We start from the raw sequence: 26420 nt of genomic DNA, 5'->3' as shown, positions 1-26420 counted from the left end.
GCCGTAGTGGAGACGACCAGCGGGAACACTGTTCCCAGCTGGTCTTTTTCTTTTCCGGGAGGTCGTCCGACCCGGTGCGCCGCCCTCTGCAGGGCCAAGGCCGCGCACGGAGGCGACGGATTCCGAGGGGAACGGACCCGCCTGGCAGGGGGACGGGGTCCCCGAATCCTGGTGACGGTCCTCACGGGGCCGGTGGGAGCGGTGAGCGACACATGGTCGGGCACAGGGCGAACGAGCGGCTCGCGGGCGAGCTCCGGCGGCGGATCCGGGCCGGGGACCCCGCCCCCGGGGAACCGCTGCCCTCCGGGGCCGAGCTGGCCGAACGCCACGGCGCGGACCCGGCGGCCGTGCGCGGGGCACTGGTGATCCTCCGCGCCGAGGGCCTGGTCGGGGACCGTCCCGGCCGGGGTCCCGTGGTGCTCGCACCGCGGCGCGGGGTGCTGCGGAACGACGAGCGCCACCAGTGGGAGAAGGACCGGGCGCGTACGGACCTCCGGGAGCGGCGCTCCACCGGCGCGACCGAGAACGACACGGGATCCGTGGTGGACGACCTGGTGTTCAGTGCCCGCTACACGCGGGTGGCGGCCGATGCCGGCCTGGCGGAGGCGCTGGGGGTGCCGGAGGGGACCGCGCTGCTGGAGCGCGTCTACCGGACCCGCCACCGCGACGAGGACGCGCCGTTCGGCCTCACCTCGTCCTACATCCCGATCGACCTGCTGGAGTCCGAGCCCGCGCTGCTCGACGAGTCCGCGGAACCGTGGCCGGGAGGCACGCAGAGCCAGCTGCGCACCGTCGGCGTCGAGGTGGACCGCGTGGAGGAGAGGGTGACGGCGAGGCCGCCCACCCCCGACGAGGCGGAGGAGCTCGGGCTGGGTGAGGGCGTCGCCGTGATGGTGCTCAGGAAGGCCTCCACCGACACGCGGGGCAGGGTCGTGGACTGGTCCGAGGTCGTCCTTCCGGGCGACCGCGCCGAGGCGGTCTTCACGACGCGGCTGGAGCGGTGGTAGCCGTGCCCGGGATCGTCTCCGTCGTCACGGCGGTCCACGCGCCGGGCGCCCGGTTCCTGCCCGAGGCCTACCGCTCCCTCGCGGAGCAGCGGCTGCCCGGGGGGTGGGACTGGCAGTGGGTCGTCCAGGAGGACGGTGAGACCGACGAGGTCCGTCCCCTCCTGCCCGACGACCCCCGGGTGAGCTTCGGGCAGGGGCGGCCCGGCCGGGCGGGCATGGCCCGCACGCTGGCGCTGTCCCGGGCGGAGGGCGAGTTCGTCAAGGTCCTGGACGCCGACGACCAGCTGACGCCCGGGGCCCTGGCCCGGGACCTCGCCGCGCTGACGGGCGGCTCGGGGGCCGCGTGGGCGGCGTCGGCGGTCCTGGACCTGCTGCCCGACGGCTCCACCGAGGGTTTTCCGGGGGATCCCGCCGAGGGGCCCGTCGAGCGCGGGTCGGTCCTGTCGAGCTGGCGGGCGCACGACTTCCTGGCGCCGGTGCACCCGGCGACGCTCTGTGTGCGCCGCGACCTGCTCCTGGCCCTGGGCGGGTGGATGGCGCTCCCGGCGTCGGAGGACACCGGGCTGCTGCTGGCGCTGGACGCCGTGAGCCGCGGGTGGTTCACGGCGGAGCACGGCCTGCTGTACCGGAAGTGGCCGGGCCAGGTGACCGCCGCGGCGGCGCACACCGACCGCGGGGAGCGTGCGGCGCGCATGGCCGTGGTGGAGGCGCGGGCGCTGTCCCTGGCGCGGACCGGCTGGGACTTCGTCCCGCCCCGGGGCTAGTCCGCGCTCCGCGGACCGTTCCGGGCCCGCGCCCGACGGGCCCTCCCGGAGCGTCCGCGGAACACGCCCCGGACGCCGGCGGCGGTCGGCCGGTACGCCGACCGCCGCCGGCGTACCGGGCCGGGGCTCCGGCCGGGAGGGGCTGGCCGACCGCCCGCGCGGGCACGGCCCCCGCGGTGGGCGCGCTGTCCGGGTTCAGGCCTTGGCGATCGGCCACGAGCCGTCGACGACCGCCTCGGGGTCCCGCCCCCTCCGCAGGTAGGCCTGGAAGGACGCCGCCTGGTCGGCCTTCCAGCCGATCTGGGCGGCGTGCAGGTCGTCCACGCCCATCTCGGCCAGCTCGGGGTGGGCGGCGGCGAGCTTCCAGGCCAGGCGGGCCGCGGCGAGCGCGTCGGCGGAGGCCCCGTGGGCCTGCTGCTCGTCCAGCGGCACGCCGTGGTGCGCGCACACGTCCACCAGCTTGCGCCCGCCCCTGCGGTAGGGGTCCATCTGCTTGTCCAGCACCAGGGGGTCCACGACGCGCAGCTGCCCGAAGAAGCTCACCCCCGAGCCGTGCCGTTCCAGTTCGGCGGAGAGCAGGCCGAGGTCGTAGGGGGCGTTGTAGATCACCACGGGCAGCCCCTCCACGACGGCCCGCTCCAGGGAGGCGCCGATCTCGGCCACCACCTCCGCGGCCGGGCGGCCGTGCTCGCGGGCGTGCCCGGTGGTGATCCCGTGGATGGCCGCGGCCTCCTCGGGGATCTCGATGCCCGGGTCGGCCAGCCAGGTGGTGGCGTCCTTGGTGCGGGCGCCGGGGTCGATCCGCCACAGGGCGGCGGTGACGATCCGGTCGGCGGCCAGGTCCAGTCCGGTGGACTCGAAGTCCAGGGCGGCCATCGGTTGCATGTGCCAGGTCATGACGTCCTTCGGGTCGGCTGGTTCCTACCTTCCCGCACCTGGCGTCCCACACCGGGGACGCGGGGGTCCCGGGGCCGCCGGGAGAACTCGCCGCCGCGCACTGCCGACGCGGGGAACGTCACCCCGGACAGGCGGGGGCGGCGGCCGGGAGCTGGGGTGGGGCCGCAGGGTGTGGAGCGCGGGCGGGGCCCGGGGCGCGCGACCGGGCCGGCCGTGCGAGGGCAGGCCGGAGCGGGCGGGCCCCTGGGGACCCCCCGTCTTCCAGTCAACCGGGGCGGGCGCTGGGGCGCCAGAGCCGGACGCGGCCTGTGGACGACCGTTGTCCGCGCGCTCACGTGTCCCGGCCGGCCCCTCCGCCCGTGAGCACCGCCGCGACCTCGCGCGCGATCCGGACCGCGGACTCCTCCGCGACCTGGGTGGACGCGCCCGCCAGGTGCGGGGTGGCGAAGACCCCCGGGCGCCGCAGCAGCGGGTCGCCCGCCGCCGGGGGCTCGGGGTCGAACACGTCCAGCACCGCTCCGCGCAGGTGCCCCGACTCCAGGGCCCGGTCCAGCGCGGCCGCGTCCACCAGTTCACCGCGCGCGGTGTTGACCAGCAGTGATCCCGGCCGCATCGCCGCGAGCGCCGCCGCGTCCACGATGTGGCGGGTCTCCTCCGTCAGGCGGGCGTGCAGGCTCACCACGTCCGACCCGGCCAGCAGCTCGCCCAGCCCCACCAGGCGGGCGCCCGCGCGGCGCGCCGTCGCGGCGTCGGCGTAGGGGTCGTGGGCGAGCACCGTCGCGCCGAAGGCTCCCAGCAGTTCGGCCACCCGCGCCCCCACCGCCCCCAGCCCGACCAGACCCACCGTGGCCGCCCGCAGCTCCGTGCCGGTGCGCTCGTACCGGAACCCCTCCGCGTCCCACCGGCCGCGCGCCAGCCCGGCCGCGGCGTCGGGCAGGCCCCGCATGGCGCAGATCATCGTTCCGACGCAGTACTCGGCGACCGCGCCCAGGTTGCGCCCTGGCAGGTGGACCACGGGCACCGACGCCTCGGCCGCCGCCGCGACGTCCACGTTGACGGGGCCGCCCCGGGTCACGCCGATGACCCGCAGGGTGCCGCGCCCCGCCTCGACCACCTCGCGCGTGACCGGCGCCAGGTGGGTGACCAGGGCGTGCGCGCCCCGGGTCAGTGCGGCCAGCGCGGCGGGGTCCCCGGAGGCCTCCCTGACCCCGTCCACGTCGGCGAAGGGCGCGGTGGGCCAGTCGGAGTCGACGCGGTCGATCGTGGCGGGGAGGGCGTGCCGCCGGGCGCCGCCCGCCAGTTCGGCCTCCAGCGCCCCGGCGAGCAGGTCGGCGGAGATGAACCTGTCCCCGGCGCAGACCAGGCGAAGGGTGTCGGTCATCGCAGTCGCTCCCCCGTTCCGGGGTCGAAGAGGTGGACGTGTTCGGGCCGTGCCCCGATCAGGACGGGGGCGCCCGGGTCGAGGGAGGCCCCGCCGGGCGTCTGGACGACGAACCGGCCCGGGGCCCCTCCTCCCGCCTCCGGCGGGTCCTGCCCGGCGAGGTCGACCGTGGCCAGTCCGAACTCCATGAGGTACTCGAACACGCCGACGGTCGCGCTCAGCGCGGGACGCGCCGACCCCCGCCCGAGGAGCTCGCAGTCCTGCGGGCGCAGCCCCACCTGGACCCGGGTGCCCGCACGGGCGCGGGAGGCCGTGGGCAGGGTCCCGGCCCCGCCGATGCGGACGGCCCCGCCGCCGTCCGCGACCGTGCCCCCGACCAGGTTGATCGAGGGTTCGCCCACGAAGTCGGCGACGAACCGGTCGGCGGGGTCGTCGAAGACCTCGTCGGGGGTGCCGAACTGCCGGATCACACCGCCGTCCATGACCGCCATCCGGTCCGCGAGGCTGAGCGCCTCCAGCTGGTCGTGGGTGACCACGATGGTCGTGTAGCCGAACTCGCGCTGGAGCACCTTCAGTTCGCGCCGCACCCGCTGGCGCTGCCCGGCGTCCAGGTGGGACAGGGGCTCGTCCAGCAGCAGGACCGGCGGGTTGCGGACCAGGGCCCGCGCCAGGGCCACGCGCTGCTTCTGGCCGCTGGAGAGGCCGGCGGGGCGCAGGTCCAGCAGGTCGGTGATCTCCAGGCGCTCGGCGATCGCGGCCACGCGCGGCCCGACGTCGCGGGCCCTCCGCGCGCGCAGCCCGTACGCAAGGTTCTCCCGCACCGACAGGGGCGGGTAGAGGGCGTAGCCCTCGAAGCCGACGCCGACGTCGCGCCTGCCCGGGGGCAGGTCGGTGACCGCGCGGTCGCCGATGAGGACCTCCCCGGAGGTCACGGTCTCCAGGCCGGCGATCATGCGCAGGGTGGTGGTCTTGCCGCAGCCGGAGGGGCCGAGGAGGGCGACCATCTCCCCCGGTTCGACGGCGAGGTCGATGCCGCGCACGGCCGCGAACGGCTCGCGTCCGCGCGCGGTGTAGGTCTTGTGCAGGTTGCGCAGGGTGAGGCTCCGGGCGGCCCGGGGCGCGGTGTCCGGCGCGGCCGTCATCGCGTCCCCCCGACCGGCAGCGCGCTGCCCACCCGGGGCGGGTGCGGGGACCCGTCCCCCGCCGGCCCCGCGAAGACGTGGACGCGTCCCCACGCGACCGCGAGGGTGACGTCGTCCCCCTCCCGGACGCGCGGGTCGTCGGTGACCGTGATGACGGTTCGTCCGGCCACGTCGACGCTCAGCTCGCGGGAGCGGCCGAGGCGTTCGACCAGGACGACCCGGCCGCGCATGGTGAGCTCCCGCCCCGCGCCGTCCGGAGGCGCGGACGGTCCTGCGATCCGCAGGTCCCGGGGGCGCAGCCCGAGCAGGACGCCGTCGGCGCCGTGCGCCTCCTCCGGGAGGGCGACGGTGGCTCCCCCTCCGTGGGTGGTGGCCAGTCCTCGGTGCACGCGGGCCTCCAGCAGGTTCGTCTCGGGCTGTCCCAGGGAGCGGGCGACGAAGGCGTCCGCCGGGGTCTCCCACACCTGGGCCGGGGTGCCGACCTGGACGAGCCGCCCCTCGCGCAGCACCCCGATGCGGTCGCCCAGGGCGAGGGCCTCCTGGTAGTCGTGGGTGACGTAGACGGTCGTGGTGCGCGCCATCCCGCTGAGCTGCTTGAGCTCCGCCCGCATGGCGGCGCGCAGTTTGGCGTCCAGGTGGGAGAGGGGTTCGTCCAGCAGGTAGACGTCGGCCGGCCTGACCAGCACGCGGCCCAGGGCCGTGCGCTGGCGCTGGCCGTTGGACAGCTCGCGCGGATAGCGGCCGAGCAGGTGGTCGATGCCCAGGGTCCGGGTGACCTCGCCGATGCGTGCGCCGCGCTGCTCGGGCGTCCAGGTCCCCAGGCGCCCGGAGCGCAGGGGCGAGGCGAGGTTCTCCGCCACGGTCTTCTGGGGGTAGAGGGCGTAGCTCTCGAAGGCCATCGCCACGTTGCGCTCGTAGGGCTCCACCCCGGTCATGTCGCGACCGCCGATGAGGACGGCGCCGGTGGCCCCCTCCACGAGGCCGGCGACGCACTTGAGGGTGGTGGTCTTGCCCGCCCCCGAGGGGCCGAGGACCACGAAGAACTCGCCGTCGGCGATCTCCGCGTCCAGGCCGTGGAGGGCGGTCTTCCTTCCGTAGCGGGCGCCGAGCCCGCGCAGTTCCAGGGAACTCACGACTTCACCGCCCCGAACGACAGGCCGCGCACGAGATAGCGCTGGATGGACAGGGCCACCAGGAGCGGTGGCAGGGCCGCGATGAGCGCGGCCGCGGCTGTGAGGTTGTAGAACGCCTGCCCGCCGCCGCCGAGGAACCGGGTCACGGCCACGGTCACCGTGGGGTTCTGGCCGCCGGTGAGGATCAGCGGGAACACGTAGTTGTTCCACGCGAAGACGAACGCCAGCAGCGCCGACGCCGCGATGCCGGGCCGCACCAGCGGGAGCGCCACCATGAGGAAGGCGCGGGTGCGGGTGTAGCCGTCCAGGAGGGCCGCCTGTTCGAGCTCCTCCGGCATGTCCTGGAAGTAGGACCGCAGGATCCACACGATCAGCGGCAGGGTGACCAGCTGGAGCACCCAGATCGTGCCGGCGTCGGAGTCGAACAGCCCGAGCTGGTTGTAGATGACGAAAAGCGGCACGATCACCATCAGCTCCGGCGCGAACCGGAACGACAGGATGGTGAACATGATGTCCCCGGACCCCCGGTAGGCCCAGCGTCCGGCCGCGTAGGCCGCCGGGACGCCGATGGCGAGGGACAGCAGGACCGCGCCCAGCGAGGTGACCAGGCTGGTGAGCAGCGCCCCGGTGAAGTCGACGCCGGTGAGGCGGACCCCCTCCTCGCTCAGGACGGTGGCGAAGTTGTCCGGGGTCGGGGTGAACACGAAGTAGGTGGAGGTCTGGTCCGCCCTGGACTTGAGGGACAGCAGGACCATCCACAGGATCGGGAACAGCGAGAAGGCGAACCACAGGACCAGCAGGAGGTCGGCCCCGGCGGAGGCCGGGGAGAACCGGCGCCGTCCCGGTCGGCGGGTGGCGGTCACGGTTCAGTCCTCCGATCCGGCCGCGCGGCGCTGGGCCCGGCCCAGGACGGCGACCAGGTAGCGGGCGGTGAGGAACACGATCACCCACAGCAGCAGCATGTAGGTGCTGCCGAGGGAGAAGTTCAGGTTGGTGATCGAGTTCTGGAAGGCGCCGATCTGGAGGGTGCGGGTGGCCCCTCCCGGCCCTCCGGCGGTGAGCACGTACACGTGGTCGAAGACCTTCAGCGAGTCCATGAACCGGAAGATCACGGCGACGAGGATGTAGGGCCACATCATCGGCAGCATGAGGCGCCGGAACATGTAGAACCAGCCCGCGCCGTCCACGTCGGACGCCTCGAAGGGCTCCCGGGGCAGCGAGCGAAGCCCCGCCAGGACGAGGACCGCGACGAAGGGGGTGAAGATCCAGACGTCGACCAGCATCACCGACCACAGGGCGCGGTCCTCGCTCAGCCAGTCGAAGGTGGAGCCGAGTCCGAGCATGTGGTTGAGCACGCCGAACTGGGGGTTGAACATCAGCCCCCAGATGACGCCGGCGATCACCGGGGCGATCATCAGCGGCAGGATCAGCAGGCGTTCCAGGAGCCTGCCCACGAGGCCGGCGCGGAAGAGCAGCAGCGCGATGCCGACGCCGAGGACCGTCTCGACGGCCGTGGCGGCGAGGGCGTAGGTGGCGGTCACTCGCACGCTGGACCAGAACACCGGGTCGCCGAGGGTCCCGGTGATGTTCCGGAGGCCGACGAACACGGGCTCGGGGACGACGGCCGCGTAGTCGAGGAAGGCGTAGTAGGCGCCCAGGGCGAACGGGTACAGGATGCCCGCGATGACGAGGACGGCGGGGACGGACAGCAGGTAGGGCCGGAGCCCGCGCCGCCAGGCGGGGACCCGGCGGACGGGGGCGCCGCCCCCGGGCCCGTCCCCCTCCGCCTCCGGGGGTGCGGTGGTCGTGCTCACGTGCTCGTCCCCCTCACTCGGTGTCGAGCGCGTCGGTGCTCGCCCGCGCCAGCGCGTCGAGCCGTTCCCCGGCGTCGTCGCCCGCGTAGATGTCCTGGAGCGCCACCGCCCAGTTCTCGGTGTTCTCGAAGAACTGCGTCTGCGGCGTGAAGTGGATCCTCGTGGAGTCGATGACCCTCTCGAAGGTCTCCTGGTAGCCGGAGAACTCGCCGAGGCCCGCCTTGAACGCGTCCTCGAACACGGACTCGCGGGTGGGGTCGGCGAACCCCAGCTCGCCGGTCTGCACGGCCTGGCTCTGGGCGTCCCTGCCCGTGGCCCACTGGATGAACAGCCAGGCGGCGAGCTTGTTGCGGGACGCGGAGCTCATGGCCAGCGACCACGTCCACAGGTTGGTGTCGTAGTTGCCGTCGGGTCCGGCCGGTCCCGGGTGCCAGGCGAGGTTGCCCGCCTCGGCGCTGTTGCCCGCGATGTTCTGGGGGTAGGTGGCCGAGTCCGCGTCGTAGACCATCATGGCCGTGCCCGACCCGAGGTCGGCGGTGCAGTCGGGGTAGTCGTAGGTGGTCCAGGAGGTGGGGCCGGCGTCGCGCGCGAGGTCGACCCACTTCCGGGTGAAGTCGACGGCGGCCTCCGAGTTCATGGCGGCCACGAGCCGGTCGCCCTCCAGCGTGTAGTCGACGCAGCCCTCCCTCGTGAACTGGGTCATGAACCCGGGGTGGATGGTCGCCCAGGAGCGCGATCCCCGGAAGGCGAGGCCGTAGGTGTTCTCCGAGCGGTCCGTGAGGTCGACGGCCAGTTCGCGGAGTTCGTCGAAGGTCTCCGCCGGCCGGATGCCGCGCCGGTCGAACTCGGCCTTGTTGTAGCAGATCACGTTGGTCTCGAAGCCCCACGGGACGGCCCACTGCCCTCCTGTGCCCAGCGGGCTCCCGGTGGTGAAGTCCCAGGAGGTGGAGGTGCGCAGGCCCTCGTAGATGTCGTCGAAGTCGTACTCGTCGCTCGTGGCGGACTCGTTGTCGATCCAGGGGCGCAGGTCCTCCATCCAGCCGGGCGGGCCGTAGGTCCAGATGAAGTAGGCGCCGGTCATGAACGCGTCGTAGTTGCCCGCGCCGCTGGCCAGCTCGGTGTTGAGGCGCGTGTAGTAGTCGGCCTCCGCGACGAGGTCGGCGTTGACGGTGATGCCGGTCAGCTCCGTGAACTGCGCGAGGAGGGGCTGGAAGGCCACCTGGTAGGGGTGCGGGGTCTGGAGCACGGAGATCTCGGCGCCCTCGGCCTTGCGCCAGTCGAACGCCCCGGTGACCTCGCCGGCCCCGTTCTCGCCGCCGGCGATGCTGCCGGTGCCCAGTCCGCACCCGGGCAGCAGGACCGCTCCCGCCGCGGCCGCGCCGCCCGCGCCCAGGAGGCCCATGGCACGGCGCCGGGACAGGCCCGGCGCTCCGGGCGGGCCGGGGACGAGGGGGGATCCGGGGGTACGCGGGGGGCGGCGGTTCCTTCTGGGGTTCATGGTGCTCTCCAGTCGGTGGTGGGGGGTGGCGCCGTCCGGCGGGGCCGCCGGTCGGCCGCGCCGGGGGTCAGTCGGAGGGGCCGGGGTCCCGTCGCTTGTCCGGACCGGGGCTCGCCGGGGGCGCGGAGGTCCGCGGACGCGCCGGGTCGGAGGGGCGCCGGGGGCTCACCGGGGAGGCGTGTGTCCGCGGGTCCGTGCGGGTTTCCCGGCGCGTCGGGAGGTTGAGCGCCAGCAGGGCGGGCGGTTCGGCGGGGTCGGCGGGGACGCGCAGCCGGGTGACGGCGCCGTTGTCCAGCCGGGGGAGCACGCGCCGGTAGTGGGCCAGGGGGATGCCGAGCCAGGAACACAGGGCCAGGCGCAGCGCCGTGTTGTGGGCGACGACGAGGACGCGCCGCCCGGGGTACTCGTCGGCGAGGCTCCGCAGGGCCGCGCGCACGCGGTCCGCGACCGCGGCGGGGTCCTCCGCCCCGGGGAGCGGGTGGGCCGCGGGGTCGGCGCGGAAGGCGTGCGCCGCGCCGGGGTGGCGCGCGTCGGTCTCGGCGAGGGTCAGTCCCTCCGCCAGCCCGAAGCCGGCCTCGGAGAGGTCCCGCAGGACGACGGGCTCCACTCCGAGCGCCGCGGCGGCGGGGAGGGCCGTGGCCCTGGCGCGGCCGAGCGGGGAGCAGGCGACCGCGTCGTGGGGGTGGTCGCCGACCCAGAGGGCGAGGGCGCGGGCCTGGTCGCGGCCGGTGCGGTCGAGGGGGATGTCGGAACTGCCCGCGTACCGGTTCTCGGCGTGCCAGACGGTGCGGCCGTGGCGGACCAGGGACAGCTCGGTGTGCGCGGGGATCATGCCGTGGCCCCCTCCGGGGTCCGGGGGCCGCCGAGCCACCCGCGGTCGCGGAGGGCCTCGACGAGGCGCCGGTACCCGTGTGCGAGTTCGTCCGCGCGGGACGGATCGGGTTCGTAGCGGTGGGCGACGCGGACCATGGCGCGCGCGGTCTCGGCCAGGCGGCCCGCCGGGGCGCGGGCGATCACGGCGGAGCCGAACGCCGACCCGGTGTGCGCGGGGACCAGCACGGTGCGGCCGAGGACGTCGGCCCGCAGGGCGGTGAGCCAGTGGTTGCGGACCGCGCCGCCGACGGCGGTGACCGGTCCCGCGGTGTCGGCGCCGAGCGCGGCGAGGGCGTCCAGGGAGAGGCGTTCGACGTAGGCCAGCCCGTGGGCGATCCGGTTGAGGCGCGCGGCGGGGTCCGCCGGGCCGCTCCCGGGGCCGATGTCGAACCCCCGCGCGCCGGGGGTCGCGAAGGGGAACCGTTCGCCGGTGCCCGCGAGCGGGTACGTGGCTCCGCCGGGGACGCCGAGGCGTAGCGCCTGCGCGGTGAGCAGGTCGAGGTCGTGGCCGCCGAGGTCGGTGTCGAGCCGTCCGGTACCGGTGCTGGACGCGCCCCCGGGCAGCCAGCCGCCGTCCGGGTTGCGGTGGTTGTAGACCACACCGGAGGGGTCGCGGAGCGGGTGGGGGCTGGCGCCCTTGAGGACGAGCGTGGTGCCGAGGGACGAGCACCAGAGCCCCGGTGCGAGGGCGGCGGTGGCGACCTGGGCCGCGCAGCCGTCGGTCATGCCGGCCCGGACGGGGGTGCCCTCGGGGATGCCGGAGGCGCGGGAGGCCGCCGCGGTGACGTGGCCGACCGTGGCGCCGGGGGCGACCACGGGGGGCAGGACCGCCGGATCGATCCCGAGGCGGTCCACGAGGGTGTGCGGCCAGCTCAGGCTCCGCGGGTCGTAGCCGGTCTTGAGGGCCTGGCTGGTGTCGGTGGGCACGGCCGCTCCGGCGAGGCGCCCGGAGACGTGGTCGCCCTGGTGGGCGACGAGCAGTCCCGGGGCGAGGCGGCCCTCGCGGGCGAGTCCGACCAGGCGGGGAAGGGCCCAGGTGGGCTGGACGTGGTCGGCGCCCAGGGCGTGGATCGCCGCGGTCCGGGAGGCCGCCCTGGCGTCGTCGTACATCTGGGCCGGTCCGACGGGCAGCGCGTCGGCGGTCTGGAGCAGGAGGGTGCCGGAGGTGCCGTCGACGCTGACGGCGCCGACCGGGCGCCCGTCCCCGGGGTCCCGCGCGGCGAGGGCGGCGCCGGTGGCCCGGCAGGTGGCGCTCCACCACTCCTCGGGGTCCTGTTCGTGGCGGGGCCCGTCGCGGTGGTCGCGGAGCAGGGCGGCCTCTCCGGAGCCGACGACGGCGCCGTGGTCGTCGACGAGGACGGCGCGGACGCCCTGGGTCCCCAGGTCGACGCCGAGCCAGAGGGCGTCGCGCCGGTCGGCGGGGTCGGGGGGAGCTTCGCGTGGTGAACCGGCAGCGCGCACCGCGGATCCTCTGCTCGGAGGCGCACAGGGATGTGACCTGCTTCACCTTCGGACGTGGTGACGGCCAACGTAGAACCGGTCTCTTCTCATGTCAAGGTGTGTTCGTCACACCTTTTCCGGTGATGTTCACGGACGTCCTCGCCGGTTTCCGGTGGTTCCCCAGTTCAGCAGGGCGTGGCCCTCCACACCCGCCGCGTCGCGACGAGTGATCTTCACACCGAGGGTTGACACACGCGGGCCGCCCGGTTGAGATGTTCGGCAACAGAGACGACGAACGACGGGGGACACGCACCGTGGCGGCCAAGGCGGACCCGAGCGAGCACGACCGGGTCGAGGACGAACGGCCCCCGGGGCCGGGGGACCGGCGTTCCCTGATCACAGGCCTCGTCCTGGACAGCGGGTCGGTGTCCGCCCAGGAGCTGGCCGAACGCTTCGGGGTCTCGGTCATGACCATCCACCGCGACCTGGACGAGCTCCAGCGCCAGGGGGTGCTCCGCAAGGCGCGGGGGGTGGCCACCGCCCAGCCCAGCGGCACCTTCGAGTCCAACGTCGAGTACCGGAGACGGGTCAACGCCGACGCCAAGCGCGCCATCGCGGCGCGGGCGGCCGGGCTGGTCGAGCCCGGCATGTCGGTGCTCGTCGACGACTCCACCACCGCCGCGCACCTCATCCCCCACCTGGCGGAACTGGCCCCGCTCACCGTGGCCACCAACTACCTGTACGCCCTCACGGAGCTGTCCCGGCTGCGGGACGTGCAGGTCGTCGCGCTCGGCGGCACCTACGACGTGCAGCACGACTCGTTCCTCGGAACGACCTGCGTGGAGGCCATCCGCTCGATGCGCTTCGACGTCGCCTTCGTCAGCACCTCCGCGGTGACGGCGGGCCACGCCTTCCACCAGGAGGACAGGATCGTGGCGGTCAAACGCGAGATGGTCGCAGCCGCCGAGAGGTGCCACCTGCTCATCGACCACTCCAAGCTCACCCGTAGCGCGCTCCACCGCCTCCTGCCGCTGGAAGGGTTCACGTCCGTGATCGTCGACTCCGCGACCCCCCGCGAACACCTCGCCCGACTCCGCGAACACGACGTGCCGGTGGAGGTGGCGGGCGATGACGGCTGAACCCGCCCGGCGGGGCCCCTCCGGCCGGACCGGGTCCCCCTCCCCGGACGGGCACGGGACCCCGGTGGGCCGCCCCGTGGTCGTCTTCGACCTCGACGGGGTCGTCGTGTGGACCGAGCACCTGTGGGAGGAGTCCTGGGAGGTGTACTGCCGGCGCCACGGCGCACCCTGGTCCCGCGACGACACCCTCCGGGTGCAGGGCATGAGCAGCCCCGAGTGGTCGCGGGACGTGGCCGGGCGGATCCGGAGCCGCACCGGCGCCCGGGTCGACCCGGAGCACGTGTACGAGTCCTGCGTCGCGCACATGCGCGACGCCCTCCTGGCCGGCCGCGGCCCCCTCCTCCCCGGCGCCCGCGACCTCCTCACCGACACCGCCGCGGCGACCGTGATCGGCCTGGCCTCCTCCGCGGCCCGACCCGTCATCGACACCGTCCTGGAGCGCGAGGGGCTGGCGGGCCTGTTCGCCGCCACGGTCTCCAGCGAGGAGGTCGCGCGCGGCAAGCCCTCGCCCGACGTCTACACCGAGGCCCTGCGCCGGCTCGGCGTCCCCCCGTCCACCGCCGTGCCGCTGGCCGTGGAGGACTCGGCCAACGGCATCCGCGCGGCCGACGCGGCGCACATGCGCGTCGTCGCCCTTCCCAACCGCGACTACCCGCCCGGCGAGGACGCGCTCGCCCTCGCCGAGCACGTCGCGGCCGACCACGACGACGCCCGCGCCTACCTGCGGTCGGCCCTGGAGGCCGCGCCCTGACGCCGCCGGGACCCACCGGACACGGGCCCCTCGGCGGCCGCCCCGCAGTTTCCCGCAACCACCGGAGCACCGGCACTTCCCGCAGTCCCCGACGGCGTGAGGAGACCCGTCCCATGTCCCGACCGCTCGACGAAGCCACCGCTTTGCGCGAGGGTGCGCCCGCCTGCCCGGCCCGGGTCCGCCGACGGCTCCCCGAACAGGTGGACGGCGGGGGTTGCGCGGCGGCGGGGCCCCCGCCGGACGCGCGGCCCCCGGACACGGCCGTCCCCCCGCCCGCCCCCGGGGCGCCGGCCTCCCCGGGGGAGGCCGCTCCGTGAGCGGCGGGCGGACCCTCCTCGGGGTGGACGCGGGCACGTCCGTGGTCAAGGCCGTCGTGTTCGACGAGACGGGCGCGGCGCTGGCCGTGCGCGGACGCGGCCTCGCGGTGGCCCACGGGCCGGGGGGCGCGGTCGAACAGGACCTGGAGCACGTCCTGGCGGGGGTGGCGGAGGTGGTCCGCGCCGTGGCCGCCGAGGTGGGCGCCCCGCCGGACCTGGTGGCGGTGACCGGGCAGGGCGACGGGTGCTGGCTCACCGACGCCGACCACAGGCAGGTGCGCCCCGCCATGTCGTGGCTGGACGGGCGCGCCTCGGAGATCCTCCGGCGGTGGAACAGCACGGGGGTGACCGAGCGGGTCTACCGCGAGAACGGCACGACCATGTTCCCCGGCACCGCAGCGCCCCTGCTGGCCTGGCTCGACGAGCACGAACCCGGGTCCCTGGACCGGGCGGCGACGGCCGGGTACTGCAAGGACGCGGTGTTCGCCCGGCTGACCGGCAGGCGGGCCACCGACGCGAGCGACAGCTCGATGCCGTTCGGCGACGGCTCCGGGAAGGGGTACAGCGACACCGTGCTGGAGCTGACGGGGCTCTCCGGCCGGCGCGGCCTCCTGGCGCCCGTCTCGGCCGCGCCCCGCGCCGGGCTGCACGCCGACGGCGCGCGCCTGCTGGGGCTGCCGGAGGGGACCCCGGTCAGCTCGGGCCCGTTCGACTTCCCCGCCTGCGCGGTGGGGGCGGGCGTGCGCGACCCGGGCGACGCCCTGATGATCGTCGGCACCACCCTCGGGTGCATGGTGCTCGTCGACCGCCTGGAGACCGCGGGGACCCCGGCGGGGTTCCACGTCTCCACGGGCGAGCGGGGACGGTGGCTGCGGGCGATGCCGGCGATGGTGGGCACGGCGTCCGTGGACTGGCTGCTGTCCGTGCTCGGGATGGACGTGGAGGGCGTCGGCCGCTCCCTGGCCGAGAGCGCCCCGGGCGCGGGAGGGGTGGAGGTGCTGCCGTACCTGGCCACGTCGGGCGAGCGCGCACCGTTCGTCGACCCGCGGGCGGCGGGCCAGTTCACGGGGGTCAGGCTGACGACCTCGCGGGGCGACCTCGTGCGCGCGGTGTGCGAGGGGCTGGCCTACGCGGCCCGGCACTGCTTCGACACGGCGGGGTCTCCGGACCGCCTGCTGGTCTGCGGCGGGGGTTCCCGGTCCCTTCCGTGGCTCCAGGTCTTCGCCGACGTGCTCGGGATACCGCTGGAGACGGCGCGCGCCCCCGAGGTCGGCGCCCGCGGCGCCGTCCTCTCGGCGGTGGGCGACTCGGTGGAGCGGGCCGGGTGGACCGCCCCGTCCGCGACCGTGGAACCGGATCCGGCCCTGCGCGCCCACTACGACGACGGCTACGGGCGCTACCTCGCACACCTGGAGGCGGCCCGCCCGCTGTGGCGGCCCCTCGCGGCGGGTCCCGCCCCCGGGCGGGTCCCGCGGCCCTCTCCCGCCGGTGACGACGCGGAGGTCACCCGTGGACTCTGAACCGCACCGGCTCTCCCCCGCCGACCGTGACCGGGTGCTGTCGCGGGCCGGGAGCGGGCACTTCGACGTGGTCGTGGTCGGCGGCGGCATCACCGGGTCGGGGTGCGCGCTCGACGCCGCGGCCAGGGGCCTGTCGGTCCTGCTGGTCGAGGCCGGGGACCTGGCGGGCGGGACGTCGTCGCGCTCGGGCAAGACGGCGCACGGCGGGCTGCGCTACCTCGAACAGCTCAACTTCTCCCTGGTCGCGGAGGCCCTGCGCGAACGGGACCTGATGATCGGCGTGACCGCCCCCCACCTGGTGGCCGCCGAGCCCTTCCTGCTCCCGACCACCCGCTGGTGGGAGCGCCCGTACTTCGGTGCGGGGGTGCTCGCCTACGACGCCATGGCGCTGGCGCGGCGGCGGGGGGCCGGGGTCCCCGCGCACCGGCACCTGTCCCGGAGCGGCACGCTCGCGCTCGCCCCGGGGCTGGACGCCTCCGTGGTCACCGGCGGCATCCGGTACCACGACGGGCGCATGGACGACGCCCGGCACACCCTGGCCGTGGCGAGGACCGCCGCCGGCCACGGCGCGCTCGTCCTCAGCCACGCCCGGGTCACGGGGATGCGCGTGGAGGGGGGCCGGGTGCGCGCGGTGGCCGTCCGCACGGCCGAGGGGGGCGAACTGGAGGTGTCGGCGGGCTCGGTGGTCAACGCCGCCGGAGTGTGGGCCGCGGACGTCCAGGCCATGGCGGGCGAGCCGGCCTTCGCCGTGCGCCCGGCCAAGGGCGTGCACCTGCTGGTGGAGGGCGGGGCCTTCGACTCACGGACGGGGCTCATCGCGCGGGCGGAGGACTCGGTGATCATCCTGCGGCGGTGGTACGGGCGGTGGCTGCTGGGCACCACCGACACCGCGTACGAGGGCGACCGGGCCGCCCCGGGGGTGGGCGCCGAGGACGTGGACTACCTGCTGCGCAACGTCAACCGCTACCTCGCCCGCCCGCTGACCAGGGCGGACGTGCTGGGCGCCCACGCCGGGCTGCGGCCGTTGCTCGCTTCCAGGGACACCTCGGCCACGTCGGCGCTCTCGCGCGACCACGCGGTGCTGAGCGGCCACGGCGTGGTGACGGTCGTGGGCGGCAAGTACACCACCTACCGCCTGATGGCACGGGACGCGGTGGACGCGGTCGGCCGGGTGCTGGGCCGGAGGCTGCCGCCGACCCCGACCGCGCGGATCCCGCTGGTCGGCGCCCGCGACCGGCAGGGCGCCGCCGGGCGGCCCGCCCCACCGTCCTCCGGGCACGGGGTCGCGGAGCACCACGTACGGCGCATGCTCCTGCGGTACGGCGACGAGACGCCGCGGGTGCTGGAGACCGTGCGGCGCGACCCGGCCCTGGGGGCGACCGTGGCGGGCTACCTGGCGGCGGAACTCCGGTACGCGGTGACCCACGAGGGGGCCCGGACCCTGGAGGACGTGCTCGCCCGGCGCACCCGGGTGGCGCTCGAAGCGCCCGACGGCGGCGCGGCCCTGGCGCCCAGGGCGGCGGCGCTGGTGGCTCCGCCGCTGGGGTGGGACGACGCGGACGTGGAACGGGAGGTGGCCGCGTACCGGGCCGCCGTCGTCCGCGACCGCGCCGCGCTGGGATGACGGGGAACCGGATGCGCCTGCCCCGTCCCGGAGCCGCAGGCCGGCGGGCGTGCGCGCCGCACACGACCCCCGCGCCCCGCGCTCCCCTCCGGCGCCGCGGCCCCCGGGCCGTCCACAGGCCGTGGCCCGGGGTGGTGCGCGGAATCCCCGTGCCCTAGCTTCGAGGCATGAAATTCCTGGTACGCGAACGCGTTTTCGACATCGGTGACGACTACTGGGTGACCGACGAGGACGACCGCAAGGTCTTCCTCGTCGACGGCAAGGCCCTGCGGATCCGCACGACCTTCGAGCTCAAGGACACCGACGGCAACGTCCTCACCGTCATCCGCAAGAAGCTGTTCAAGGTCCGTGACCAGATGCGCGTCGAGCGCGACGGCGACACCGTCGCCACCGTGCGCAAACGCCTGGTCAACCCCCTGCGCGACAAGCTCGTGGTGGACATGGAGGGCGCGCCGGACTGGGAGGTCACCGGCGACTTCCTCGGCAAGGAGTACGTCATCGCCGACGAGCACGGCACCGTCGCGCACGTGTCCCGCAAGTGGTTCCGCGTCAGGGACACCTACGCGGTGGACGTCAACACCCACCGGAGCGACATCGGCGGCGACGCCGCCCTCGTGATCAGCGTCGCGGTCGCCGTGGACTCCCTCACCCGGGACGACGACGAGGAGGGCGGGGAGCAGGACTGAGCACCGCGTCCCGCGGCGTCCGCCCCCTGCCCCGGGCCGGACCCGCCTTCCCCGGGGTGCGGTTCGGCGCGGGCGGCGTCCGCGGGGACCGCGCCGCCGCCCGCCGGGGCGGCCCCGGAAGGGCTGCGCCGGAGCACCGCTCCGCGGGCCGGGGACGGCCCCCGCTCCGGCGCCGCGTCCCGTCAGGCGGCCCTGCGCGCGAAGAGCGGCACGGCGACCGCCCACACACCCGCCACCCAGGCCGCCATCACGGCGCCGCCCCCGATCGCGGACAGGTCTGTCCTGTTGGGGCCGCCCCTCAGGAACATCTGCGCCCCCGCCCGGTCGGGCAGGAGGTCCGCCAGGCCGGTCAGCATCGAGAGGTAGAAGGACAGGGCCAGCACCAGACTGATCAGGAGGACCAGCGGCACCACCGTGTTGCGGAGGACGACGGTGATCCCGGCCGCCAGCAGGGCGAGGAGCACCCAGTACGCGACCGCGCCCGCCAGCGCTCCCAGGACGGGGCGGTCGAGCATGCCGGTCAGCGGGTACCCGTGCTCCCCCAGTCCGACCTGGGTGGCCGCGAAGGCCGCGGGCACGGTGGCCAGGGCGACCGCCAGTGCCGCCGCCGCGACCGCGGCGGCCTTGGCCAGCAGGAGCCGGGGGCGGTGCGGCACGGCCAGCAGGGAGGCGCGGATCTGCCCTCCCGTGTACTCGGTGCCGACCGCGAGCACGCCCAGGACCACCATGCCCGCCTGCCCGTAGGAGATCGCGTCGAAGCCGGACTGCTCCGGCACGACCTCCCCGACGAGGAGGCCGGGGTTGTCCGTGAGGGCCCTCCCCACCGACCATCCCGACAGCCACGCCAGCCCGACCGTCAGCACGGCCGTCGCCAGGCAGGTGAACAGGACCGAGGTGAGCGTGCGGAGCTTGAACGCCTCGGCGCGCACGGTGTCGATCATCGTTCTCCCCCGCCCCGGGCGGCGCCGCTGCCGCCGGGCCACCGCCCGAACCCCGTGTCCGCGCCGCCGGGGCGCACGGTGAGGGCGAAGAAGGCGTCCTCCAGGGAGGCGTGGCCCGCGGCCACCTCGTCGGGGCGGCCCTCGGCGACCAGGCGCCCGCCGTCGATCACCACCAGGTGGTCGGCGATCCTCGCGATCTCGCCCATGAAGTGGCTGGACAGGAGGACGGTGCGCCCCTCGTCTGCCAGGGCCCGCGTGAACGACCGCACCCAGCGGATGCCCTCCGGGTCGAGGCCGTTGACGGGCTCGTCCATGACCAGTACCCCCGGGTCGCCGAGGAGGGCGGCGGCCAGGTCGAGCCGCCGTCCCATCCCCAGCGAGAAGGTGCGCACCCGGGCCCGGGCGGCCCCGCCCAGGCCGACGCCCTCCAGCACCTCCCCCACCCGGGAGGCGGGCAGGCCGTTCGCCCTGGCGATCCACCCGAGGTGGGCCCGGGCCGTCCGCGCGGGGTGCGCTCCTCCCCCGTCGAGCTGGGCGCCGACGGCGGTGGCGGGCCGGCGCAGCTCCGTGTAGGGCCTCCCGTCGATCAGGGCCGTCCCCCCGTCCGCGCGGTCGAGTCCGAGCAGCACCCGCAGGGTGGTGCTCTTTCCGGCTCCGTTGGGTCCGAGGAAGCCCGTGACCTGGCCGGGGCGGGCGGTGAAGGTGAGCCCGTCCACCGCCGTCCGGGCGCCGAAGCGCCTGGTGAGTCCGCGTATCTCGATCATGGGACCCATCGTCGGGCCGGAAGGGGCCCGGGCGCGTCCGCCCGGGGAGGACAGTCCCGACGTCACCCCGGGAGGACGTCGCCCCCCGCGCCGGCGGCCCTGACGAGCCCGCTCTCGTAGGCGAACACGACCAGCTGGGCGCGGTCGCGGGCGCCGAGCTTGGCGAGCAGGCGGCTCACGTACGTCTTGACGGTGGCGCGGCTGAGGGTGAGGCGGTCGGCGATCTCGGCGTTGGACAGCCCGCGCGCGATGAGGGTGACGACCTCCCTCTCGCGCGGGGCGAGCGGTGTCCGCGCCCAGGCGGCGGGCGCCGTTCCGGCCCTCTCGCGCACGACGTGGGCGATCAGGCGGCCCGTGACCTCGGGGGCGAGCAGGGACTGCCCGTCGGCGACCACGTGGACGGCGCGGAGCAGTTCCTCGGGGGCGGTGTTCTTGAGCAGGAATCCGCTGGCCCCGGCCCGCAGGGCGCCGTACACGTAGTCGTCCAGGTCGAACACGGTCAGCACGACCACCCTGGTGTGCGGGGCGGCCTCGCAGATCTCCCGGGTGGCGGCCAGTCCGTCCATCTCGGGCATGCGGACGTCCATGAGGACGAGGTCGGGCCGGAGGCGGGCCGCCAGGTCCACCGCCTCCCGCCCGGTACGGGCCTCGCCGACCACGGTGAGCCGGGGGTCTCCGTCCATGAGCATGCGCAAGGAGCCGCGCAGGAGGTCCTGGTCGTCGGCCACCACGATCCGCACGGGTGCGGTCTCCCCCATGAGTCCTCCGGCCGTCGTGTCGCGAACGCGGTCGGGGCCCGTGCGCGCCCCGCGGGCTCTCCGGGGCGGCGGGGACGTCCCGACCGGGGTCCGGCCCGGAGCACGGCTCCGGCCCGGAGCACCGCCTCCAGTGTCCCGGACGCCGGGCGGCCGCGGAACGGCGCCGCCCCTCCGCACCCCTCCTCCCGCCCGCCGCGCCCTCAGCCGCCGGGGCCGGAGGGGACGCGGGCGCGGACCCGGAAGCCGCCGCCGGGCAGCGGGCCGGCCGTGAGGGTTCCGCCGTGGACCGCCACGCGCTCGCGCATGCCGACCATGCCGACGCCCCCTCCCGGTGAGCCGACGCGTCCCCGGGCCGGGCCGGTGTCGGTCACCTCGGCCTCCACGGCGTCCCCTTCCCCGGTGACGACCACCGAGCAGGAGCCGCCGGGAGCGTGCCTGATGACGTTCGTGACCGCTTCCCGGACGATCCTGTACACGCTGACGGCCACGGCGGGCGGCACCCCCTCCACGCCCGAGACCTCCAGCCGGCAGTCGATCCCGGTGCGGCGGGCCGTGTCCGCCAGGGCGGCCAGCCCGTCCAGCCCCGGTTGCGGCTCCAGCGGTGCGTCGGCGTCGGCGCGCAGTGCGCCCAGGACCCGGCGGAGTTCGTTCGACGCCTCCCGGCCGGCCTCCTCGATGTCGGCCAGGGCCGACCGCAGCTCCTCGGCGTCCCCGCCCGCGTACCGGGCCACCCCCGCGCGCATGCCGATGGCGCCCAGGGTGTGGGAGACGACGTCGTGCACCTCCCTGGCCACCCGCAGCCTCTCCCGGGTGCGGGCCTCGCGTTCGACGGCCGCCACCGCGCGCTCCTCCTGCTCGCGGAGCTCCCGGACGGAGCGTCCCAGCAGCCACGAGAGCGCGAGGAGGACCGCTCCGACGACGAGGGCCCGGACGGGCTCCTCCAGCGGCACCGGGTCCACGCCCGCGGCCACCAGCACGAGGAGCGCACCCAGGAGGTAGGCCCAGTGCCGGGGCCGGAAGGAGCCGTGCCGCGAGGTCAGCGCCAGCGGGTACAGCGTCCACGCGGCCGCGGTGAACGGCTCCGCGGTCCATCCGGCGGCCAGGGCGGCGAGCGTGGCGGCGAGCACCGTGCAGAAGGACGCCGCGGGCAGCCGCCAGCGCAGCAGGATCCCGGCCGTGATCAGGGCGGACAGGGCGAGGCGGGCCCAGGGGAGCGGGTCGTCGGCGCCCAGGTCGCGGGGGTCGGGCAGTCCGCCGGCGAGGGCCAGGTGGACCAGCGAGGCCGCGGCGTCGGCCGCGAACCTCCGGGGGGTGGGGCCTCCCTCCGCCCGGAGGGCGGGCCAGGGCCGCCGGGGGGCCGGGGGCACGGGGGCGTCGGACGCGGTGAGGGGGGCGGCCGGACCGGCCGGGGGGACGTCAGTCGCTGAGGACACCGAGCATGCTCCGCTCCCAGGGGAGGTAGGGCTGTCTGCTGCTGCGCAGCACCGGACGCGGATCCCGGTCCTCGGACACGCAGCGGGAGATCTCCAGGGCCGCGAGCTCCCCGGTCATCCGGAAGGCCCGGGGCGTGGAGTCCTCCCGGTGCCAGCGGGCGTCGACCAGGCGCACCAGGGCGACGATACCCGGTCGGGCGCCGTCCCCGGCGTGCCATGCCAGCCGCAGGCCCTGGGCGAAGGCCGCAGCCAGCTCCTCGGGGAGTCGCTCCCCCCGGGGTCCGACGGGCTGGACCGCGTTGACGAACTCGAAGCCGTCGGGGTGCCCGGCGGGCAGGGGCTCCGCCTCGGCCCACGCCGCGGCGAAGTGGCCGCCGCAGCTCTGGAGGACGTTGCGGACATAGATCCCGTGGACGGGGCGGGGCAGTGACGTGCGGTTCGGGAAGGGCATCGGCCTCTCCTTCCTGCGTGTGTGCGGCGGTTCAGGAGTCCTTCCCGGTCTTCGCCCCGAAGATGCCCATGTGTTGTCGATCGGTTGTCCGGGCCGGGCCGTCCGGACGCCGGCCGCGTCCTGCCCGCCCGCCGACGCGTGGAGGGGGAACAGGGTGGCTGGCTGTAGTGCCGGGCACCTCCGGAATGCCCCAGACTGATCGTTGCCGAGGGGTTGCGACGTGAACGGGGAGTAACGAGGATGAACGAGGTCTGGGCTCGGGCGTTGCGGGCGGGCGGCTACCTCCTGGTGGCCTTCGCCTCCGGCCTGGCCGTGCTGGTGGCTCTGCCGCTGACCCTGGCCGTGGTGCTCACCGTGCCGATCGGCGGCCTCGGGTTCGTGCTGCTGCCGCCCTGGCTGGGCGCCGTGGGGAGGTTCGCCGCGTGGCACCAGGGGCGGGCCTCGGACCTGCTCCGGGTCCCGGTGCCGGAGCTCCCGGGCTCCGGGACCCCCGGTTTCCGCGCGCTGTGGCGCGAACCGTCCACCCGCAGGGTGCTGCTGTGGATGCCCGTGTTCACGGCGGTGAGCATGCTCGCCGGCCTCCTGGGCGTGGCCGCGGTCTCCCTGCCCGTCACCTCGGTGCAGTTCCCGTTCTGGTGGGCGCTCCCGGAGGGCATGGAGTTCCAGTTCCTCGGGATCCCGGCCGACGGCTGGGGTTCGGCCCTGCTCCTCATGGCCGCGCAGCTGGTGCTCGGGGTCGTCCTGCTCCGGTGGGCCGTGGTCCCGGCGGCCAAGGCGCACGCCCGCCTCAACCTGCGGCTGCTCGCCCCCACCGAGGCCGAGCTGCTGGCCGCCCGGGTGGACGAGCTGAGCCGGACCCGCGCGGAGGTGGTGGACGCCCACGGTGCGGAGCTGCGCAGGATCGAGCGCGACCTGCACGACGGCACCCAGGCGCGGCTCGTCTCGATCGCGATGCAGCTGGGCGTGGCCCGCGAGGCCCTCGCCGAGGACCCGCGGCTCGCCGCACTGCTGAAGAACGCCCACGAGGGCGCCGAGGAGGCGATGACGGAGCTGCGCGAGGTGATCCGCGGCATCTATCCGCCCATCCTCGCCGACCGGGGGCTGGCCGGGGCGCTGAGCGCGCTGGTCGCCCGCACCACGGTCACCACCCGGCTGGACGTGGGCGACCTGGGCACGCTGCCGGTGGCGGCGGAGACCGCCGCGTACTTCGTGGTCACCGAGGCGGTCACCAACGCGGTGCGGCACGGCGCCGCCGAGGAGATCGTCGTGCGCCTGGACCGTGTCGGCGGCGTCCTGCGCGTGTCGGTGCGCGACGACGGCGCGGGCGGGGTGGACGAGTCCCGCGGCACCGGGGTGACCGGCATCCGGCGCCGGGTGGCCGCCCTGGACGGTACCGTGCGCGTGGAGAGCCCGGTGGGCGGGCCGACCGTGGTCGAGGTGGAGCTGCCGTGCGGATCGTGATAGCCGAGGACAACGTGCTGCTGTCCGCGGGCCTGGAACTGCTGCTGTCCACGCGCGGGTTCGAGGTGGTGGAAATCGCCGTGGACGCGCCGGCCTTCGCCGACGCCGTGGATCGGCACGGGCCCGACCTGGCGATCGTCGACGTGCGGCTGCCGCCGAACTTCCGGGACGAGGGCATCCACGCGGCGATCGCGGCCCGGCGGCGCCACGAGGCGCTGCCGGTGCTGGTGCTGTCGCAGTACGTGGAGCGGGACTACGCCGGTGAACTGCTGGCCGACGGCCGGGGCGGGGTGGGCTACCTGCTCAAGGACCGGGTGGGCCGGGTGAGCGAGTTCGTGGACGCCCTGCACCGGGTCGCGGAGGGGGGCACGGTGATGGATCCGGCCGTGGTCCAGCAGCTCCTGGCACGGCGGTCCCGGGATCCCCTGGAGACCCTCACCCGGCGCGAGAGCGAGGTGCTGGGGCTGATGGCGGAGGGCCTGGGCAACGGGGAGATCGCCGAGCGGATCGTCGTGACCGAGAACGCGGTGCACAAGCACGTCGGCAACATCTTCGCGAAGCTGGGACTGTCGCCGTCCGACAGCGGGCACCGCCGGGTGCGCGCGGTGCTCGCCTACCTCGACGGCAGGTGAGGGCCGCGCGCCCGGCGGGTCCGCGCCTCAGCCCCCGGCGGCCCGTGCGTCCTGGCGGACGCCCCGCCGGTTGAGCAGGATGCCGGTGGCGGCGGCGGTGAAGAACATGAGCACGCCGTACACGGCCGAGGGGATCGCCATCTCCGTGCTGTCGAGCAGCGCGGGGCTGAGCGCGATGGCCAGGGAGAGCGTGGTGTTGTGCAGGCCGATCTCCATGCACGAGGCGATCGCCTCGGGCCGTCCCGTCCCGATGGCGCGCGGCGCCCAGTAGCCGACGACGAGGCCGGCGACGTTGAACAGCAGCACCATCGGGCCCACGGCGACGAGGTAGTCGACGAGGTCGGCGCGCTCCTGGAAGACCGCGACGGCGATGACGCCGAACAGCACCAGGACCGACGCCGCCTTGACCGGCCGCTCCATGCGCCGGGCGAAGGACGAGGCGCGGGCCCGGACGAGCATGCCCGCGGCGACCGGGACCAGGATGATCGCGAAGACCTGGAGAACCTTGTCGGCCTGGAGCCCGAGCGTGTCCCCGTCGCCCATGAAGTGGGCGATCGACAGGTTGGTGATCAGCGGGAGGCTCACCATCGCCGTGACGGAGTTGAGCGCCGTGAGGGAGATGTTGAGCGCGACGTTGCCGCGGAACAGGTAGCTGTACAGGCTGGCCGTGGTGCCTCCGGGGGAGGCCGCCAACAGCATCATGCCGACCGCCAGGGCCGGGGGCGGCTGGAAGAGCAGGACCAGGCCGAGGGCGAACAGGGGCAGGAGGAGGATCTGGCAGCCCAGGACGAGCGCGACCGTGCCGGGCAGTGCGGCGAGGCGGACGAAGTCTGCGACGGTCAGGCTCAGTCCGAGGCCCAGCATGATGACGGCGAGCGCGGCCGGGAGCGCGATCGTGGCGATGGCGGAATCCATGGGGACACCTCGGGATCGGGCCGCGCGGGGGGAGGCGGCTCGGCGGTCGGGGGGCACCGACCGGCGCGGGGCGCCGGCCGTCGTGGACCGCGTTCGGTGTCGGTGCCGACGTGAGCTCGCCTGGGGTGTTCCGGGCGGGGAGGCCCGGGCGGACCGGGATCGCGCCGTCCCGTGATCTGCGCCACCATCGCTACTCGTCGGTATGTTGGCACGCCCGCGGCGGCCCTGGCAAGGCCCCCGGGCGGGGCCCGGACACGGGTTCCGGGGGCGGGGCCCGGCGCGTCCCCGCCCCCGGGCCGTGGTCAGGCCGCGGGCCAGGAACTGCCGGTGAGGTCGTAGGCCAGGTGGAACCACACCTTGCGGATGCTCGGGTGCCCGTTGTCGCCCCACGCGGTGGCGAAGCTGTCGACCAGGGCCAGCCCGCGGCCGTTCTCGGCGGTGAGCCGGTCGCCCGCCAGCGGTCCGGCGCTGAGCGGGCCGTCCTCCCCCGAGGGGGAGCTGGTCGGCCTGCCGTTGTCGCGGCAGGCCAGGGTCAGGCCGTTGGGCCCCCGGGTCACCTTGAGCACGAACGTCTGGCCGTCCTCCCCCGAACGGCTGTGCCGGATGGCGTTGGTCGCCAGCTCGGTCCCCAGCAGCGCGAACACGTACCGGAACTCGGAGTCCCTGGTCGCCGCGCAGGTGTCCAGGAAGGCGCGGGCCAGGGGGATGCTGGCGGGCTCCCCGGCGAACTCCCAGTGGCGCTTGGCGAAGGGGACCGGAGGCCGGCCGTTGAAGTAGTGCCGGTACTCGTCCGGGACACCCGCGAGGAAGGAGTCCTCCTCCTTGGCCAGGGCGGGCACGGAAACGAGCGTGGGCATGGGTGACTCCTTCGGCGGGGCGGTTCGTGGACGGGCGGACCGCGGGAGGGGGCGGCTGCGGGAGCGTCCGGCGGCCGTTCGGGGGAGGTCCGGCGCGGAACGGCTACGACCTTACGCGATCAGGCCCCTGCGGGACAGGGGACGCGGGTGTGGCGAGAACCCGGATGCCCGTCCCGATCGCCCTTGCCCCGCCCCCTCCCCCGGTCCGCCTCCCCTCCGCGC

At 75.5% G+C, this 26420-nt stretch carries 25 protein-coding genes; 9 read left to right on the top strand and 16 right to left on the bottom strand.

Annotation, left to right across the window (positions count from 1 at the left end; all coding sequences use genetic code 11):
- Positions 1 to 212: 212 nt before the first annotated feature.
- Together ACFQBR_RS10610 and ACFQBR_RS10605 are read left to right on the top strand one after the other, a co-directional pair.
- On the top strand, positions 213 to 1007 hold the full coding sequence (locus ACFQBR_RS10610; RefSeq protein ID WP_344184977.1) for a GntR family transcriptional regulator: 795 nt from the start codon (positions 213 to 215) through the stop codon (positions 1005 to 1007).
- Positions 1001 to 1771, top strand: a complete 771-nt coding sequence (locus tag ACFQBR_RS10605; protein ID WP_352984156.1) for a glycosyltransferase family 2 protein — start codon at positions 1001 to 1003, stop codon at positions 1769 to 1771. Before ACFQBR_RS10610 ends, ACFQBR_RS10605 begins: the two co-directional genes overlap by 7 nt.
- 195 nt (positions 1772 to 1966) lie before the next feature.
- Here ACFQBR_RS10605 and ACFQBR_RS10600 read toward each other — a convergent pair whose 3' ends face one another.
- From ACFQBR_RS10600 to ACFQBR_RS10560, 9 genes are all read right to left on the bottom strand, one after another.
- The gene (locus ACFQBR_RS10600; protein WP_344182752.1) at positions 1967 to 2668 is read right to left on the bottom strand and encodes an exonuclease domain-containing protein; all 702 of its coding nucleotides are present in this window, start codon (positions 2666 to 2668) and stop codon (positions 1967 to 1969) included.
- A 331-nt stretch (positions 2669 to 2999) separates the two neighbouring features.
- Entirely contained in the window at positions 3000 to 4049 is a 1050-nt protein-coding gene (locus ACFQBR_RS10595; RefSeq protein ID WP_344182750.1) for an NAD(P)-dependent oxidoreductase, read from the bottom strand.
- A complete protein-coding gene (locus tag ACFQBR_RS10590; protein ID WP_344182748.1) occupies positions 4046 to 5191 on the bottom strand; it encodes an ABC transporter ATP-binding protein in 1146 nt (381 codons plus the stop codon). The genes ACFQBR_RS10595 and ACFQBR_RS10590 overlap by 4 nt, the downstream gene beginning before the upstream one ends.
- A complete protein-coding gene (locus tag ACFQBR_RS10585) occupies positions 5188 to 6324 on the bottom strand; it encodes an ABC transporter ATP-binding protein (protein WP_267946358.1) in 1137 nt (378 codons plus the stop codon). The genes ACFQBR_RS10590 and ACFQBR_RS10585 overlap by 4 nt, the downstream gene beginning before the upstream one ends.
- Positions 6321 to 7187, bottom strand: a complete 867-nt coding sequence (locus ACFQBR_RS10580) for a carbohydrate ABC transporter permease (RefSeq protein WP_267946359.1) — start codon at positions 7185 to 7187, stop codon at positions 6321 to 6323. Before ACFQBR_RS10580 ends, ACFQBR_RS10585 begins: the two co-directional genes overlap by 4 nt.
- Positions 7188 to 7190: 3 nt before the next feature.
- Positions 7191 to 8138: a carbohydrate ABC transporter permease gene (locus ACFQBR_RS10575; RefSeq protein ID WP_344182746.1), complete on the bottom strand. Its 948-nt coding sequence runs from the start codon at positions 8136 to 8138 to the stop codon at positions 7191 to 7193.
- A 13-nt stretch (positions 8139 to 8151) separates the two neighbouring features.
- A complete protein-coding gene (locus ACFQBR_RS10570) occupies positions 8152 to 9636 on the bottom strand; it encodes an extracellular solute-binding protein (RefSeq protein ID WP_344182744.1) in 1485 nt (494 codons plus the stop codon).
- A 67-nt stretch (positions 9637 to 9703) separates the two neighbouring features.
- On the bottom strand, positions 9704 to 10468 hold the full coding sequence (locus ACFQBR_RS10565) for a histidine phosphatase family protein (protein WP_352984151.1): 765 nt from the start codon (positions 10466 to 10468) through the stop codon (positions 9704 to 9706).
- Positions 10465 to 11970 (bottom strand): FGGY-family carbohydrate kinase, encoded by a 1506-nt coding sequence (locus ACFQBR_RS10560; protein ID WP_344182740.1) that lies wholly within the window; start codon positions 11968 to 11970, stop codon positions 10465 to 10467. The genes ACFQBR_RS10565 and ACFQBR_RS10560 overlap by 4 nt, the downstream gene beginning before the upstream one ends.
- Positions 11971 to 12221: 251 nt before the next feature.
- Between ACFQBR_RS10560 and ACFQBR_RS10555 the strand changes: the two genes are divergently transcribed.
- The 5 genes from ACFQBR_RS10555 (at position 12222) to ACFQBR_RS10535 (ending at position 17986) form a co-directional block, all read left to right on the top strand.
- A complete protein-coding gene (locus ACFQBR_RS10555; protein WP_353002680.1) occupies positions 12222 to 13088 on the top strand; it encodes a DeoR/GlpR family DNA-binding transcription regulator in 867 nt (288 codons plus the stop codon).
- Complete coding sequence (locus ACFQBR_RS10550; protein WP_344182736.1) at positions 13078 to 13839, top strand: HAD family hydrolase; 762 nt, start codon at positions 13078 to 13080, stop codon at positions 13837 to 13839. Before ACFQBR_RS10555 ends, ACFQBR_RS10550 begins: the two co-directional genes overlap by 11 nt.
- Before the next feature lie 313 nt (positions 13840 to 14152).
- Positions 14153 to 15676, top strand: a complete 1524-nt coding sequence (locus ACFQBR_RS10545) for an FGGY-family carbohydrate kinase (RefSeq protein WP_344182734.1) — start codon at positions 14153 to 14155, stop codon at positions 15674 to 15676.
- A complete protein-coding gene (locus tag ACFQBR_RS10540; protein ID WP_344182732.1) occupies positions 15666 to 17300 on the top strand; it encodes a glycerol-3-phosphate dehydrogenase/oxidase in 1635 nt (544 codons plus the stop codon). The genes ACFQBR_RS10545 and ACFQBR_RS10540 overlap by 11 nt, the downstream gene beginning before the upstream one ends.
- 167 nt (positions 17301 to 17467) lie before the next feature.
- Positions 17468 to 17986: an LURP-one-related/scramblase family protein gene (locus ACFQBR_RS10535; RefSeq protein WP_267946368.1), complete on the top strand. Its 519-nt coding sequence runs from the start codon at positions 17468 to 17470 to the stop codon at positions 17984 to 17986.
- A 182-nt stretch (positions 17987 to 18168) separates the two neighbouring features.
- On the opposite strand, the gene ACFQBR_RS10530 is transcribed toward ACFQBR_RS10535, so the two are convergent.
- The 5 genes from ACFQBR_RS10530 to ACFQBR_RS10510 all read right to left on the bottom strand — a co-directional run bounded on the left by ACFQBR_RS10530 (position 18169) and on the right by ACFQBR_RS10510 (position 22333).
- Positions 18169 to 18927 carry an ABC transporter permease gene (locus ACFQBR_RS10530; protein ID WP_344182730.1) on the bottom strand — a complete coding sequence of 253 codons (759 nt, stop codon included), beginning with the start codon at positions 18925 to 18927 and terminating at the stop codon, positions 18169 to 18171.
- Complete coding sequence (locus tag ACFQBR_RS10525) at positions 18924 to 19691, bottom strand: ABC transporter ATP-binding protein (protein WP_344182728.1); 768 nt, start codon at positions 19689 to 19691, stop codon at positions 18924 to 18926. The genes ACFQBR_RS10530 and ACFQBR_RS10525 overlap by 4 nt, the downstream gene beginning before the upstream one ends.
- 62 nt (positions 19692 to 19753) lie before the next feature.
- On the bottom strand, positions 19754 to 20449 hold the full coding sequence (locus tag ACFQBR_RS10520) for a response regulator transcription factor (protein ID WP_344182726.1): 696 nt from the start codon (positions 20447 to 20449) through the stop codon (positions 19754 to 19756).
- Positions 20450 to 20649: 200 nt separating this feature from the next.
- A complete protein-coding gene (locus ACFQBR_RS10515) occupies positions 20650 to 21882 on the bottom strand; it encodes a sensor histidine kinase (RefSeq protein ID WP_344182724.1) in 1233 nt (410 codons plus the stop codon).
- On the bottom strand, positions 21866 to 22333 hold the full coding sequence (locus ACFQBR_RS10510) for a hypothetical protein (protein ID WP_267946373.1): 468 nt from the start codon (positions 22331 to 22333) through the stop codon (positions 21866 to 21868). The genes ACFQBR_RS10515 and ACFQBR_RS10510 overlap by 17 nt, the downstream gene beginning before the upstream one ends.
- A gap of 240 nt (positions 22334 to 22573) precedes the next feature.
- Here ACFQBR_RS10510 and ACFQBR_RS10505 point away from each other — a divergent pair, with 240 nt between their 5' ends.
- Together ACFQBR_RS10505 and ACFQBR_RS10500 are read left to right on the top strand one after the other, a co-directional pair.
- Positions 22574 to 23794, top strand: coding sequence for a sensor histidine kinase (locus ACFQBR_RS10505; RefSeq protein ID WP_344182722.1), 1221 nt, complete (start codon positions 22574 to 22576; stop codon positions 23792 to 23794).
- Positions 23782 to 24426: a LuxR C-terminal-related transcriptional regulator gene (locus ACFQBR_RS10500; RefSeq protein ID WP_267946375.1), complete on the top strand. Its 645-nt coding sequence runs from the start codon at positions 23782 to 23784 to the stop codon at positions 24424 to 24426. The genes ACFQBR_RS10505 and ACFQBR_RS10500 overlap by 13 nt, the downstream gene beginning before the upstream one ends.
- A gap of 27 nt (positions 24427 to 24453) precedes the next feature.
- Here ACFQBR_RS10500 and ACFQBR_RS10495 read toward each other — a convergent pair whose 3' ends face one another.
- On the bottom strand, positions 24454 to 25341 hold the full coding sequence (locus ACFQBR_RS10495; RefSeq protein ID WP_344182721.1) for a bile acid:sodium symporter family protein: 888 nt from the start codon (positions 25339 to 25341) through the stop codon (positions 24454 to 24456).
- Positions 25342 to 25643: 302 nt separating this feature from the next.
- Complete coding sequence (locus ACFQBR_RS10490) at positions 25644 to 26198, bottom strand: ATP-binding protein (protein ID WP_267946377.1); 555 nt, start codon at positions 26196 to 26198, stop codon at positions 25644 to 25646.
- Between the last annotated feature and the right edge of the window lie 222 nt (positions 26199 to 26420).

This window comes from Nocardiopsis tropica (genome assembly GCF_042660575.1).
Lineage (GTDB): Bacteria > Actinomycetota > Actinomycetes > Streptosporangiales > Streptosporangiaceae > Nocardiopsis > Nocardiopsis tropica.
Note: the sequence above shows the minus strand (reverse complement) of the source record. Positions and strands in the feature narration are given on the sequence as shown.